Genomic DNA, 14,787 nt, shown 5'->3' on the forward strand with positions numbered 1-14,787 from the left:
GTCCTCCGTTCGGCCCCGTTCCTCATGTGGTGTCGGGTATCGGCAGCGGGCGCTTCTCGATCGCCGCCGCCATCACCTCGGGGAACAGGTCGGGTGTGCAGGCGAAGGCCGGTGCGCCGAGGGCAGCGAGCGCTGCCGCGTGCTCACGGTCGTAGGCGGGCGCGCCCTCGTCGGAGAGCGCGAGCAGCGTCACGAACTGCACTCCCGACGCCTTCATCGCCGCGACCCGTTTCAGCATCTCGTCGCGTATGCCTCCCTCGTACAGGTCGCTGATGAGTACGACCACCGTCTCCGCGGGCCGGGTGATCTGCGACTGGCAGTACGCCAGCGCCCGGTTGATGTCCGTGCCGCCGCCGAGCTGGGTACCGAAGAGCACGTCGACCGGGTCGTCGAGCTGGTCGGTGAGGTCGACGACCGCCGTGTCGAACACGACCAGCCGTGTGCTGATCGACCGCATGGACGCCAGCACCGCCCCGAACACGGACGCGTACACGACGGACGCCGCCATGGAGCCCGACTGGTCGATGCAGAGGATCACCTCCTTCTTCACGGACTGCGACGCCCGCCCGTAGCCGATGAGCCGTTCGGGCACGACCGTGCGGTACTCGGGCAGGTAGTGCTTGAGGTTGGCCGCGATCGTGCGGTGCCAGTCGATGTCGTGGTGGCGCGGCCGGTGGACGCGCGCGCTGCGGTCGAGGGCGCCGGTGAGGGTGGCCCGGGTGCGGGTGGCGAGCCGCTTCTCGAGGTCCTCGACGACCTTGCGCACCACCGCGCGCGCCGTCTCCTTCGTGGTCTCCGGCATCGCCTTGTTGAGCGAGAGCAGGGTGCCGACGAGGTGCACGTCCGCATCCACCGCCTCCAGCATCTCCGGCTCCAGCAGCAGCGTCGCCAGACCGAGCCGGTCGATGGCGTCCCGCTGCATGACCTGCACGACGGAGGACGGGAAGTAGGTCCGTATGTCCCCCAGCCAGCGCGCCACCGAGGGCGCCGACGCCCCCAGTCCCGCCGAACGGTCCCGTGCCGTCCGGCCCGACTGCGGCTTGTCGCCCTTGCCGTAGAGCGCGGCGAGCGCCGCGTCCATCGCCGCGTCCCTGCCGGACAGCGCGCATCCGGTGCCGTCGGCCGCGTCACCGCCGAGCACGAGCCGCCAGCGCCGCAGCCGCTCCTGCGCCGGGTCCGCCGCGCCCACGTCGTAACCCTCCGCCGCCGTCATCGCGCCACCTCCGCGAGCTCCTCGCCGGCGGCCCCCTGCGCCGCCGCGTCCGCCGCCGGTACGTCCTCTACGTCATCCACTTCCTGTACGCCGTCCGGGCCCAGCAGCAGCCGCAGCACCGGGAGTACGGCGTCCGCGCGTTCCTGGTCGAGGTCCGCGGCGAAGCCGGGCACACCGGCCGCCGTGGCCCCGGTGATGCCGCCGCCCCGTCCCGGACCCCGCCGGACCAGCTCGCCGAGTGTTCTGCGCACTCCCGGCTCGTATGCGGAGAAGGTGCGCCGCAGCAGCGGCAGCACATCGGTGAACGCCGCCGCCGGTACCCCGGTCAGCCAGGCGTCGACCAGTGCGAGCAGCCGCTCGTCGTGCACGAGCAGCATTCCGCCTCCGCCGCCGACGAAGCCCTCGATCCAGGCGGCCGCGTCCGGCGGTGGCGTGCCCGGTGACAGCGCGAGCCCCATGAGCCGTGCGGCCTGCTCCTGCTCGACCTCCCCGTCGTCGAGCAGAAGACGCACCGCGCGTCCCCGGATGACACCGGGCACGGTGTCGCGCCCGGACAGCACCCGCAGCACGCCGTGCCAGCGGACACGCAGGTCCGCGTGGCCGGCCGTGAGGGTGTCGCCCAGCAGACCCACGGCCGTGTGCACCGCGTCCACATGGCGCCGCATCTCCTCGGCCCCGTCCGCGTCCAGCGCCGAGCAGGCCGGGGGAAGGCCGACGAAGACCCGTTCGGCCAGGCCCGCGGCGACCTCGGCCAGCGCCCCGGTGTCCGTGCCGCGCACGTCGCCGTAGCGCAGGGAGCGGACCAGGGCCGGGAGCGCCTGTGCGAGGTGTCCGACGTCCGCGTCCAGCGCCGCACGCTCGGCGAGCACCCGCATCACCACGGGCAGCGCGTCGGTGAGTTCGGCGAGCAGGCAGCGCTCGGCGAGGGCCGTCACCTCCGCGAGGGCCTGCGCGCCGACGGCGTCCGCCTCGGCCTTGGCGGTCGCCGCGGAGAGCACGGTGGTCCCCCACACCCCGGCCTCGGCGACCCGGACCGACAACTCCGGCTCCCAGCGCAGCCGCCAGGTCTCCCGGAACGTGCCCGTGCTGCCCCGCGAGACCGTCGGCTCGCCCCAGCCGACGCCCAGCAGCCCCAGCCGGTGCAGCAGCCTGCTCCGCCCGGCGTCGGTCTCCTTGCGCAGGTCGAGCTCCAGTTCCCGCTCCAGGGCCTCGGGCTTGAGCCGCAGGCGCCGCTGGAGGCGGGCGAGGTCGCGCTGCAACGGGACCGCCGGCGCCGACTCGGGCACCTCGCCCAGCACATCCCCGACCACGAGCCGGTCGTGCACCAGTGCCAGCGGCACGTCGGAGCCGTCGCACATGACCGCCCGTACGGCGTCGGTCGTCTCGCTCAGCCCGGGCAGCGGACGGCCGCGCATCGCGGCGAGGGTCTCCGCCAGCCGCACCGCCTCGATGACGTGCGCGGAGGACACGATCCGGTCCTCCTCGCGGAGCAGTCCGGCCACCTTGGTCAGCCATCGCTCGACGGGCCGGTCCGGCGCGCCGAACAGGTGCGCGTACCAGCCGGGCGCGTCGATGCCCGCGCCGTAGCCGCTGAACCGGGACAGCCGGCGGTGCGTCCACGGCACCCAGGTCATGTCCGCCTTGACCTTGAGCAGTCCCTTCAGCAGCGCCCGGTCGGCGGCGACGGCGGCCTTGCGCCGCAGCGCGGGCACGTGCCACGCCCCGCACACCACGGCCACACCGTCGCCGTACTCCCGCTGCGCGGCCCGCACCTGGAGCCGCATATGGGCCTCCCGCACGAGGTCCCGGCCCCCGCCGCCCCCGCTTCCGTACGTCTCCCGGAGCGCCGCCATGGCCTCCTCCAGCGCCGCGAACGGAGCGAACGCGTCGCCCTGCCCGGGGCCGCGGTGCTCGACGACGTCCTCCCACCAGCGTTCGGGGTCGTCGTATCCGGCGGCCTCGGCGAGCACGGCGAGCGGGTCGACGCGCACGTCCGCCTCCGGCGGTCCGGTCCCGTCCGACCCGGCTCCCTCGGCTCCGGCCCCGTCCGACCCGGCGCCCTCCGAACCGGCTCCCGCCGGGCGCTCCGCGGTCCCCTCCTCCGCGGAGCCCCGGCCGTCCCCCGAGGTCTCGCCCTTCCCGGCATCCGGGTCCGCCCCGGCGTCGTCCCTCCCCCAGGCCAGCGTGTGCGTGGCCGGGAGGTCGATGAAGCGGGCCGGAACGTCGTGTTCCAGCGCCCAGCGGAGGGCGACCCACTCCGGGGAGAACTCGGCCAGCGGCCAGAACGCGGAGCGGCCCGGTTCGTCCACGGCATGGGCGAGGAGGGCGACCGGGGGCCGCATGCCCTCCTCGGCGGCGAGCGGGATCAGCGCGTCCGCCTCCGGCGGGCCCTCGATCAGCACCACCTTCGGCCGCGCCTCCTCCAGAGCGGCCCGCACCGCCCGCGCGGATCCCGGCCCGTGATGCCGCACACCGAGCAGCAGCGGCTGTACGGCGGCCCGACGGCCCAGCGCCCCGTCAACCCCTGTCACATCGTCCCCCTCGATCGTGCCCTCGTCCTCGTTCCCGCCGTCCGCTCCGTCCGCGCCGTCCGCCTCGCCCGCCCGTCCAGCTGGGCTCGTCGTCGGAGCGGCCCCGCGCGGCGCCGTCCGTCGGGCGCCCCGCCCCGCCCGGGCTCACGCACGTGCTCATGCCGCTCACGCGGTCACCTCCCGGCAGGCCCGGTAGAAGTCCTTCCAGCCGTCACGCTCGCGGACCACCGTCTCCAGGTACTCCTGCCAGATCACGCGGTCGGCCGCCGGGTCGCGGACGACGGCGCCGAGGATGCCCGCGGCCACGTCACCCGCGCGCAGCACGCCGTCGCCGAAGTGGGCCGCCAGCGCCAGGCCGCCGGTGACCACCGAGATCGCCTCGGCCGTCGACAGCGTGCCGCTGGGCGACTTCAGCTTCGTACGGCCGTCGGTGGTGACGCCGTCGCGCAGCTCGCGGAAGACGGTCACCACGCGGCGGATCTCGTCGATGCCGTCCGGCACGGCCGGCAGGTCCAGGGAGCGGCCGATCTGGTCGACGCGCCGGGAGACGATGTCGACCTCGGCCTCCGGGGTCTCCGGCAGCGGCAGCACCACCGTGTTGAACCGCCGGCGCAGGGCGCTGGACAGGTCGTTGACGCCGCGGTCGCGGTCGTTGGCCGTGGCGATGAGGTTGAAGCCGCGGACCGCCTGCACCTCCTCGCCCAGCTCCGGTATCGGCAGGGTCTTCTCCGAGAGGATCGTGATCAGCGTGTCCTGCACGTCGGCCGGGATCCGGGTCAGCTCCTCGACGCGGGCGGTCATGCCCTGCGCCATGGCCCGCATGACCGGGCTGGGCACGAGGGCGTCGCGGCTCGGGCCGTGCGCCAGCAGCCGCGCGTAGTTCCACCCGTAGCGGATCGCCTCCTCGGGTGTGCCCGCCGTGCCCTGCACCAGCAGGGTCGAGTCGCCGCTGACCGCGGCGGCCAGATGCTCGGACACCCAGGTCTTGGCCGTGCCGGGCACGCCCAGCAGGAGCAGGGCCCGGTCGGTGGCGAGAGTGGTGACGGCGACCTCGACGATGCGGCGCGGGCCGACGTACTTCGGTGTGATCACCGTGCCGTCCGGCAGGGTGGCGCCGAGCAGGTAGGTCGCCACCGCCCAGGGTGAGAGCTTCCAGCGGGCCGGGCGCGGGCGGTCGTCCTGCGCGGCCAGCGCGGCCAGTTCGGCGGCGAAGGCGTCCTCGGCGTGCGGCCGCAGCGCTTCTGCCCCCTCTGCGCCGCCCGCGTTCGCGGGCGCGGAGTGGTTCTGGCTCGGTGCGACGGACGTCGGTTCCACGGACACAGACATGGCTGAGGCCCCCTCCAGCTCGGCCGGTTCGGATCTGTCACCAACCGTGCACCACGCCACTGACAATCCGTTCCGACCTGCGCAAACGCTCTCGTCGGGCCGATTGTCAGTGGGGGGATCTACCGTCGGTGGCATGACTCAGCAGGGGGTGCGCTGGGGCGCGGACCAGGTGCTGGCACTGGCGCCTGACGACGCGTCACGCAAAGCGGGAAGCAAACTCGGCGTCGCCGGGCCGTGGTCGGAGGCGGGGAGTTCGGACGAGGGGACGGTGTGGGGGCTGTGCAGGGGCAGCGGCAGCAGGCCGTATCAGACGGTCGTCGACATCGCGGACGCGGCGGGGCCGGCGTACAAGTGCAGTTGTCCGAGCCGCAAGTTCCCGTGCAAGCACGCGCTCGGGCTGCTGTTGCTGTGGGCGGCCGGGGAGGACGCGGTGCCGCCCGGGAGCGCGCCGGACTGGGCGGAGCAGTGGACCGCGGGCAGAAGAGGGAGGGCCGCGGAGAAGCGGGCGGCCGGGGCGTCCGGGGCCGGCTCGGGCGCCGCCGATCCGGAGGCGGCGCGGCGCCGGGCGGAGCGCCGGGCCGAGCGGATCACGGCGGGTGCGACGGAGCTGGAGCAGCGCCTGGCGGACCTGCTGCGCGGCGGTCTGGCCGCGGCCGAGCAGGCGGGGTACGGACTGTGGGAGGAGACGGCGGCCCGCATGGTCGACGCGCAGGCCCCCGGCCTGGCGGCCCGGGTGCGGGAGCTGGGGGCGATTCCGTCGTCCGGGCCGGGCTGGCCGGTGCGGCTGCTGGAGGAGTGCGCGCTGCTGCACCTTCTGGACCAGGGCTGGCTCCGCCGCGAGCGGCTGCCCGAGTCGCTGGCGGCGACGGTCCGCTCCCGCGTCGGTCTGCCCGGCTCCACGGACGGCGTGCCGGTGCGGGACCGCTGGCTGGTCCTGGCCCAGTACGACACCGCGGACGCGAAGCTGACCACGCGCAGGATCTGGCTGCACGGCGCCGGCTCCGGCCGTACGGTCCTGCTGCTGTCCTACGGAGCCGCCGGGCGTGCCCCGGAGCCGGCGCTGCCGGTGGGGCTGGCGCTGGACGCGGAGGTGGCCGCGTATCCGGGCGCCGGGCAGCTGCGCGCGGCCCTGGGCGAGCGGTTCGCCGCGCCGGAGCCCACGCGGATACGCCCGCCGGGCGTGACGACGGCGCTGGCTGCCGCCCGCTACGGCGAGGCGCTGCGGGACGACCCTTGGCTGGAGTCGGTGCCGGTGACGCTGGAGGAGGTGATACCGGTGCCGGACGGCGAGTCCTGGCAGCTGGCCGACGCCGGGTCCGACTCCGCGCTGCCCCTGACTCCGGTGGCCCTCGGCCGGCCGGGGCTGTGGCGGCTGGTCGCCCTGTCGGGCGGGGCGCCCGTCACGGTTTTCGGTGAGTGCGGCCACCGCGGGTTCACTCCCCTGACGGCGTGGCCGCGAGCCGGAGGGCCGATGGTCGCACTCTGCTGATCGGTCGCCCACCGTCCGTGACATCGGGCCCTGTCACCGGCTTTTCCTGTCCGGCGTTGGAGTGACGTCACCGCGTCGGGCGGGGCGTCCCCGGCACAGCGGGAAACCTCACCCGAAAGGCGCACACCGGCCACCGTCCCAGCTCACCCACCCGCCCTTTCTCATCCGATTCACGCATTTCTTCCGCACCAGGGGAAACCCGGACCGGGTGACCCTCCGGCACCGGCAACGGAAAGGAAGCTCATGATCAGGACCTCCGCACCGGTGGAGGCGCCCGCCGCGGGCGCCTGGGAGGAGTTGGTCACCGCCGCCCTGCTCGGCACGGACCGCCGCACACCCCCGGGCGGCGCGCCCGGCCGGGAGGCTCCGGTGGCGCTGCTGGACACGGCGGCCGTGCAGACCGTGCGCCGGCGGGCGGGGCTGCGCCCCGGGCGGGCGGCCGAGCGCCCGCGGCCCGCGGCCCCGGATCCGCGCCCGGCGCTGCCCGAGGCGGCGGCCCGCCGGCTCTCGGTGCTGCTGGCCGACCGGCCCGGCCCGGCGGGCGGCGGCCGCAGGAGCACGGCACCCGACCTGATGGAGCTGCTCCCGCAGTGGCTCGCGGCGGCGAACGCGCACGGCTACGCGGCACCCCCACAGGCCCTGCCGGCGCTGCTGGACGCGGCCCGGGGCCGCACGGACCTGCGCCCGGCCGCGCTGACCTTCGCGGGTCCCCGCGCGCTGTGGCTGGCCCGGCTCAACCCGGAGTGGCGGTTCGCCCTGCGGGCGGCCCCGGGCGGCGGCTCGGCGCTGCCCGGCCCCGAGGACACGGAGCGGGTCCGGCGGCTGTGGGAGGAGGGCCTGTTCGCCGAGCGGGTCACCCTGCTGGCGGCGCTGCGGGAGCGCGGGCCCGCGGCCGGGCGGGAGCTGCTCGCCGCCACCTGGGCGACGGAGCGCGCCGAGGACCGGCTGATGTTCCTCGACTCGCTGCGCACGGGGCTCGGCCCGGACGACGAGCCGTTCCTGGAGCAGGCCCTCGCCGACCGCAGCCGCAACGTACGGGCCACGGCCGCGGAGCTGCTCTCCGCGCTGCCCGGTTCGGCGCTCGCCGCTCGGATGGCGGACCGGGCCGCGGCCTGCGTGGCCGTCGACCACACGCGCGACACGCCGACGATCGTCGTTGAGGCCCCGCACGAGTGCGACGCGAGCATGGAGCGAGACGGTGTCGTGGCCAAGGCTCCGGCGGGGAGGGGAGAGCGGTCGTGGTGGCTGGGGCAGCTGCTGGAGGCGGCCCCGCTCGGCACCTGGTCCGCGCGGCTGGGCGGGCGGAGCCCGCAGGAGATCGTGGCCCTGCCGGTGGCGGACGACTGGCAGGGCGAGCTGCACGCGGCCTGGTGCCGGGCGGCGGTGCGGCAGCGGGACGCACAGTGGGCGCGGGCGCTGCTGGGTGCGCCCGCGGCACCCGGGGCCGGCGGGCCGGGCGCGGTGTCCCTGGCCGAGCGCGCCAGGCTGCTCGGCACGCTGGACGCCGCCGAGCGGGCCGACTGGGTCGCCGGGTTCATCGCGGCGCACGGGCTGTCCGAGGCGTTTCAGCTGCTCGGGGTGTGTGCGGTGCCGTGGGCCGCGCCGCTCGGACGGGCGGTGGTCGACGCGCTCAACATCGCGCGGGACGCAGGGAGCTACCCATGGAGTTTCAGTGGAGTGATGGGACTGGCCGAGCGGTGTCTGGACCCCGCGGAGGCGAACCGGCTCGACGGACTTCTGGCGGTGCCGGACGAGGCGGAGGACGCGTCGCCCGGAGCCGGGGGGTACTGGGCGGAGGCGTTCCAGCGGCTGGTGACGACCCTGCGGTTGCGCCACGCCATGGCCGAGGAACTCGCCGGCCGGGCGGGCTGAACCCCGCCCCGCGTCCGGACGGCCGTCCCCGGGGGCTGTGTGCCCAGACCCTCGGCGGGTCCGCGCGGCCTCGTCCTCACACACCGGCCGGGGTGTCCCGCGGCCCACGTCGACCGGCACAGACCCCTGGCCGGCTGCCGCAGCTCCCAGGCCTACGCCCGCTGCCGCGGCTCCCAGGCCCAGGCCTTCGCCGGCCGGCGGACGGCCGGCCGCCGGAGCTCCTAGGCCTGTGCGGGCTGGCGGACGTTCGCCCTGACCCAGTCCACGATGGACTGCGTGGTCGCGCCCGGGGTGAAGATCTCCGCGACGCCCTTCTCCTTCAGCGGCGGAATGTCCGCCTCGGGGATGATGCCGCCGCCGAAGACCACGATGTCCTCGGCGTCACGCTCCCTGAGCAGGTCGATCACGGCGGCGAACAGCGTGTTGTGCGCGCCGGAGAGGATGGAGAGCCCGATCGCGTCGGCGTCCTCCTGGATGGCGGTGTCGACGATCTGCTCGGGGGTCTGGTGCAGCCCCGTGTAGATGACCTCCATGCCGGCGTCGCGCAACGCCCGCGCGATCACCTTCGCACCCCGATCGTGGCCGTCGAGCCCCGGCTTGGCCACCACCACGCGGATCGGACCGGCTGCCACACCCATCACTGCCTCCATGAAGCGATTCCATCCGTGCCCTGCGGGACGGACGCCCGGCACCACATCGTCCGGGGAAGTGAACGAACGTTATCGCCAGCATCCCGCAACCCGCAGTTTCACGGTGCGGACCGAGGGGGAAATCACACGGTGGGACACTTCCCCAGGCTCCGGGCACGAGTGAGGCTGTGGGAACAAGCGCCACGGGAGCCGCAACAAGGTCGTCTCGGGCACGAAGGACACACCGGACGGGTACGGCACGACAACGGGGGCCCTCGTCGCCACACCGGCAGGGAGCCCCGTCACCTCTTCGGCGTCTGGCACGCCGCGCGTCGCGCGATCCGCCCCGCGTACCCCGTTCATGCCCCGTCCCGCGCCTTCGCCGCGACTGCCCACGAGGGCACCTGGGGGACACAGCCGTCCTCCCGCGTGCCGACAGGAGGTCGGCCATGAAGGTCACCAGCGTCGCAGACCCGATCCTTCCGTTCGCGCAGCGTCTCCTCCCGGTCAAGATCGCGGGACTGTCGCTGGCCCTTCTGAAGGCGACCGCCCTGGAACTCGCGATCCTCGCGGGACACGTCCTGCTCTACCCCTCCGGAATCATCCAGGAGCGCCGGGCCCAGGCCCAACCGGTGCCCACGCCCGACGGCACCGCACAGCTGCCGACGGAGGCCAAACCCCCGGTGGTGCTGCTGCACGGGTTCATCGACAACCGCTCCGTGTTCGTCCTGCTGCGCCGCAACCTCGCCCAGCACGGCCGGCATCGGGTGGAGTCCCTCAACTACTCGCCGCTGACCTGCGACATCCGCACCGCCGCGGAACTGCTGGGCCGGCACATAGAGGAGATCTGCGAGCGCACCGGCAGCGAGCGCGTGGACGTCGTCGGCCACAGCCTCGGCGGCCTGATCGCCCGCTACTACGTGCAGCGGCTCGGCGGCGACCTGCGGGTGCGCACCCTCGTCACGCTCGGCACCCCGCACTCCGGCACCCGCGTCGCTCCGCTGGCCAACGCCCATCCGATCGTGCGCCAGATGCGGCCCGGTTCGGAGCTCATCGAGGAGCTGTCCCGCCCCGCTCCCGGCTGCCGCACGCACTTCGTCAGCTTCTGGAGCGACCTCGACCACCTGATGGACCCGCTGGAGTCGGCCTGTGTCGAGCACCCGGACCTCCAGGCCACGAACATCCAGGTGAGCGGCATCGGCCATCTCGCCCTGCCCGTGCACCCCACCGTCGCCAGCGGGATACGGCAGGCCCTGGACACCGTGCGGCCGGGTGACCCCTCCACCACGCGCGCCGGCGGCCTCACCGTGGCCTGACAGGACATTGACCCATCAGGGTCGAACCTCGCCTCGAACACAGTCCCAAAGGCGTGTCCGCACTTCGGCGAATCGCGGTTGATTGCCCGTTTCCGGGGTGTGGGAAACCTGCGGAAGATTGTCGCGCCCGCGTACCGCCGGGTACAGTCGCCGCACTGCTCTGGCAGCCCCTGTTGTCGAGGCGAAAGAGAAGTTGGTGAACGACCGTCACCCGTCGGGGACCGCGACCACCCCGGCTCCGGCCTCCGATGACGCCTCGGCGCCCTACGCGCCCTACGGCGGACAGGAAGCCGCGTACGGTGACTTCACCACGTACGGCGACTACGCCGCCACCGGATTTCACACCGGCACGCACGGCACGGCGAGCTTCGCGACGGACCCCCTCTTCGGCCAGTTCTCGGCCGACGGCACGCAGACGACGGGCGCGTACGACACCACCCAGTGGTCCACGGACACCCAGCACACCCTGACCTACGACGCGTACGCGGCCCAGCACCACGCCGCCTCCTACGACACCGGCGCGTACGACACGACGGCCTGGGCCACCGGGTACCAGCAACTGGCCGCCGCACCACAGCAGTCGGGACCGGTGGACGTCAGCGGCCAGTGGGACGCGAGTGCCTGGCTCCAGCCGAGCGGGGCCGACCCGACCGACCCGTTCGGCGGGACGGGCCCGGCCGACCCCGCGGCCGGCCACACCCAGCAGTGGGACTGGGGCACCCAGATCTTCGACTCCGGCGCGTACGACGCCACGCAGTGGAACACCGACGGCGCGGCCGGCGACACCACCACCGCCACCGGCGTCTCGCCGTCCGCGCCCCCCGCGGACGGCGACGAGTTCGGCGCGACCGCGGAATACGGCGAGTACAGCGAGTACGGCGAGTACGACGCCTACAGCGGTTCCGAGCGGCAGGGCAAAACCAAAACCGGCTCCGGTGAGGCCGAGCCGGCCGCCACCGGCGAACTGCCCACCGTCCCCGGCCTGCTCGAGGACCAGGAAGAGACCAGCCCGCCCCCGGTCACGCGTGCCGGCTCCCGTGGCGGGGGCCGTTCCCGGCGCCGCCCGGCCAAGCGTTCCGCGCTGCTGACCGTGGCCGTTCCCTCGGCCTGTGTGATGGGCGTCGCCGGCATCGCCGCCGCCTCCGTCGGTGGTCTCACCGATGACGGCAAGGACACCTCGGCGTCCGCGTCCGACGCGCACCCCGTGCAGCCGGCCACCGCGAACAACAAGCTGGACACCCAGTTGCAGAGCCTGTCCGCGGGCGCCGACGACTTCGCCGACCGCGCCAGCCGTACGCAGGAACGTATCGACCTCAAGGCGCAGCAGGAGGCCGAGAAGAAGAAGGCGGCGGAGGAGGCGGCCCGCAAGGAGCGGCTGCGCCCCAAGTTCGTCCTTCCGGTCCTGCAGAGGGGGCTCAGCGCCTACTTCGGCCAGGCGGGTGTGAACTGGATGTCGGTGCACACCGGCATCGACTTCCCCGTCTCCTACGGGACGACGGTCATGGCCGCGACCGACGGCACGGTCCGCACCCAGTGGAACAGCGCCTACGGCAACATGCTGATCCTGACGGCGAAGGACGGCACGGAGACGTGGTACTGCCACCTCTCGCGGTACCAGGTCCCCTCCGGTGCCGTCGTCAAGGCGGGGCAGCCGATCGCGTACTCCGGGAACTCGGGCAACTCCACCGGTCCGCACCTGCACTTCGAGGTACGGCCCGCCGGCGGGGCGCCCATAGACCCGCTGCCGTGGCTGCGCAGCCACGGCCTGGACCCGACGTGAGCACCTGAGCACCCCGAACACCACGGAGCCCCCGCCCTTCCGGCACCACGGAGCCCCCGCCCTTTTGGCGGGGGCTCACCGCTGTGCGAGCGGTACGGCTTCTCGCGCTACAGCTTCTCCACCGGCGCGTACCGCAGCAGCAGCCGCTTGGGCTTGGCGTCACCGAAGTCGATGGTGGCCTCGGCGTTGCCACCCGTGCCCTTGACCGCGACCACCGTGCCGAGGCCGAACTGGTCGTGGGTGACCCGGTCGCCCACGGCGAGGGACACCACCGGCTTCTCCGAGGCGCGGCGGGTGGCGAAGCCGGACGCTCCGGCCGCCGACGAGCGGGACCGGGACGACGACAGCGAGGCCGCCACCCCGGAGGCCGGACCGGAGGAGACGGGCGCCGAGCCGCCGGTACGCTTCCAGTCCACGTGCGCCGCCGGGATCTCCTCCAGGAAGCGGGAGGGCGGGTTGTACGACGGCTGTCCCCACGCGCTGCGCATCGCCGAGCGGGTCAGATACAGCCGTTCCCGCGCGCGCGTGATGCCGACGTAGGCCAGGCGCCGCTCCTCCTCCAGCTCCTTGGTCTGGCCGAGGGCGCGCATGTGCGGGAAGACGCCGTCCTCCATGCCGGTGAGGAAGACGACCGGGAACTCCAGGCCCTTGGCCGTGTGCAGGGTCATCAGCGTGATGACGCCGTCGCCGTCCTCCTCGTCGGGGATCTGGTCGGAGTCGGCGACCAGCGCGACCTGCTCGAGGAAGTCGGACAGCGCGACCGACTCGCCCTCCCCGCGCTCCTGCTCGAACTCCAGGGCGACGGCGGCGAGTTCCTGGAGGTTCTCGATCCGGGTCTCGTCCTGGGGGTCGGTGGAGGACTGCAACTCGGCCAGGTAGCCGGTGCGTTCGAGGACGGCCTCCAGGACCGTGGCCGGACCGGCGCCGGACTCGACGATCGTGCGGAGCTCCTCCATCAGCGTGTTGAAACGCTTGACGGCGTTCGTCGACCGCGCGGCCATGCCGTACGCCTCGTCGACGCGGCGCAGCGCCTGCGGGAAGCTGATCCTCTCCCGCTGGGCGAGGGCGTCGATCATCGCCTCGGCACGCTCGCCGATGCCCCGCTTGGGCACGTTGAGGATGCGCCGCAGCGGGACGGAGTCCTCCGGGTTGGCCAGCACCCGCAGGTAGGCCAGGACGTCCCGGACCTCCTTGCGCTCGTAGAAGCGGACGCCGCCGACGACCTTGTAGGGCAGGCCGACGCGGATGAAGACCTCTTCGAAGACACGGGACTGGGCGTTGGTGCGGTAGAAGACGGCGACGTCGCCGGACTTGGCCTCGCCCGCGTCCGTGAGGCGGTCTATCTCGTCGGCGACGAACTGCGCCTCGTCGTGCTCGGTGTCGGCGACGTATCCGGTGATGCGGGCGCCCGCGCCCGCGTTGGTCCACAGGTTCTTCGGGCGACGGGACTCGTTGCGCTCGATGACCGCGTTGGCGGCGGACAGGATCGTCTGGCTGGAGCGGTAGTTCTGCTCCAGCAGGATCGTCGTCGCGTCCGGGTAGTCCTCCTCGAACTGGAGGATGTTGCGGATGGTCGCGCCGCGGAAGGCGTAGATCGACTGGTCGGCGTCACCGACCACGCACAGCTCGGCGGGCTGGAGGTCGTCCGGCCCGGGCGGTACGTCCACGGGGTGCTCGGTGGTGCCGACGAGTTCCCGGACGAGGGCGTACTGCGCGTGGTTGGTGTCCTGGTACTCGTCGACCAGGACGTGCCGGAAGCGGCGGCGGTAGTGCTCGGCGACGTCCGGGAAGGCGCGCAGCAGGTTGACCGTCGTCATGATCAGGTCGTCGAAGTCGAGGGCGTTGGCCTCGCGCAGCCGCGACTGGTAGAGGGCGTAGGCCTGGGCGAGGGTCTTCTCGAAGCCGTCGGCTGCCTGCGAGGCGAAGTCCTCCTCGTCGATCAGCTCGTTCTTGAGGTTGCTGATCTTCGCGCTGAAGGACTTGGGCGGGTAGCGCTTGGGGTCGAGGTCCAGGTCGCGGCAGACCAGGGCCATCAGGCGCTTGGAGTCGGCGGCGTCGTAGATCGAGAAGGAGGACGTGAAGCCGAGCTTCTTGCTCTCCCGGCGCAGGATCCGCACGCACGCGCTGTGGAAGGTCATCACCCACATCGCGTTCGCCCGCGGGCCGACGAGCTGTTCGACGCGCTCCTTCATCTCGCCGGCGGCCTTGTTGGTGAAGGTGATCGCGAGGATCTGGCCTGGGTGGACGCCCCGCTCAGCCAGCAGGTGGGCGATACGGTGCGTGAGCACGCGGGTCTTGCCGGAGCCGGCGCCGGCCACGATGAGCAGCGGGGAGCCGGAGTGGACGACGGCGGCGCGCTGGTTGTCGTTCAGCCCCTCCAGGAGAGCGGCCGTGTCCACGACGGGACGGTGGGCGCCGTCGCGGTAGTACACGTCCCGGTGGGCGTCCCCGCCCGGGGGCACGTCGAACTTCCCGCCGAACAGATCGTCCGGAATCGACTCCGGAGCGTGATCGTCCTCGGGCGGCGGCGGGGGCTCTTCCTCGTGGCCCCGCGGGGCCTGGAGATCCGCCAGGAAGCTGTCGTCAAAGAGGCTGCTCATCGCTCTACGAGTCTAGGGCGCCGCACCGACA

At 73.6% G+C, this 14,787-nt stretch carries 9 protein-coding genes; 4 read left to right on the forward strand and 5 right to left on the reverse strand.

Annotated elements, in window-relative coordinates:
- Positions 1–22: 22 nt before the first annotated feature.
- The 3 genes from ABZ484_RS15300 to ABZ484_RS15310 form a co-directional block, all read right to left on the reverse strand.
- A complete protein-coding gene (locus ABZ484_RS15300) occupies positions 23–1,213 on the reverse strand; it encodes a VWA domain-containing protein (RefSeq protein WP_358866359.1) in 1,191 nt (396 codons plus the stop codon).
- Positions 1,210–3,744, reverse strand: a complete 2,535-nt coding sequence (locus ABZ484_RS15305; RefSeq protein WP_358866360.1) for a DUF5682 family protein — start codon at positions 3,742–3,744, stop codon at positions 1,210–1,212. The genes ABZ484_RS15300 and ABZ484_RS15305 overlap by 4 nt, the downstream gene beginning before the upstream one ends.
- 165 nt (positions 3,745–3,909) lie before the next feature.
- Positions 3,910–5,070 (reverse strand): AAA family ATPase, encoded by a 1,161-nt coding sequence (locus ABZ484_RS15310; RefSeq protein ID WP_358866361.1) that lies wholly within the window; start codon positions 5,068–5,070, stop codon positions 3,910–3,912.
- Positions 5,071–5,203: 133 nt separating this feature from the next.
- Between ABZ484_RS15310 and ABZ484_RS15315 the strand changes: the two genes are divergently transcribed.
- Both ABZ484_RS15315 and ABZ484_RS15320 read left to right on the forward strand, forming a co-directional pair.
- Entirely contained in the window at positions 5,204–6,559 is a 1,356-nt protein-coding gene (locus tag ABZ484_RS15315) for an SWIM zinc finger family protein (protein ID WP_358866362.1), read from the forward strand.
- A gap of 243 nt (positions 6,560–6,802) precedes the next feature.
- Positions 6,803–8,431 carry a DUF5691 domain-containing protein gene (locus tag ABZ484_RS15320; protein ID WP_358866363.1) on the forward strand — a complete coding sequence of 543 codons (1,629 nt, stop codon included), beginning with the start codon at positions 6,803–6,805 and terminating at the stop codon, positions 8,429–8,431.
- 221 nt (positions 8,432–8,652) lie between these two features.
- On the opposite strand, the gene ABZ484_RS15325 is transcribed toward ABZ484_RS15320, so the two are convergent.
- Complete coding sequence (locus tag ABZ484_RS15325; RefSeq protein ID WP_358866394.1) at positions 8,653–9,069, reverse strand: cobalamin B12-binding domain-containing protein; 417 nt, start codon at positions 9,067–9,069, stop codon at positions 8,653–8,655.
- A gap of 440 nt (positions 9,070–9,509) precedes the next feature.
- Between ABZ484_RS15325 and ABZ484_RS15330 the strand changes: the two genes are divergently transcribed.
- Together ABZ484_RS15330 and ABZ484_RS15335 are read left to right on the forward strand one after the other, a co-directional pair.
- Positions 9,510–10,376: an alpha/beta fold hydrolase gene (locus ABZ484_RS15330; RefSeq protein WP_358866364.1), complete on the forward strand. Its 867-nt coding sequence runs from the start codon at positions 9,510–9,512 to the stop codon at positions 10,374–10,376.
- Positions 10,377–10,572: 196 nt separating this feature from the next.
- Positions 10,573–12,156, forward strand: a complete 1,584-nt coding sequence (locus ABZ484_RS15335) for a M23 family metallopeptidase (RefSeq protein WP_358866365.1) — start codon at positions 10,573–10,575, stop codon at positions 12,154–12,156.
- A 107-nt stretch (positions 12,157–12,263) separates the two neighbouring features.
- Here ABZ484_RS15335 and pcrA read toward each other — a convergent pair whose 3' ends face one another.
- Complete coding sequence (gene pcrA / locus ABZ484_RS15340; RefSeq protein WP_358866366.1) at positions 12,264–14,756, reverse strand: DNA helicase PcrA; 2,493 nt, start codon at positions 14,754–14,756, stop codon at positions 12,264–12,266.
- Positions 14,757–14,787: the final 31 nt, after the last annotated feature.

It is taken from the genome of Streptomyces sp. NPDC006393, from assembly GCF_040628575.1.
GTDB lineage: Bacteria > Actinomycetota > Actinomycetes > Streptomycetales > Streptomycetaceae > Streptomyces.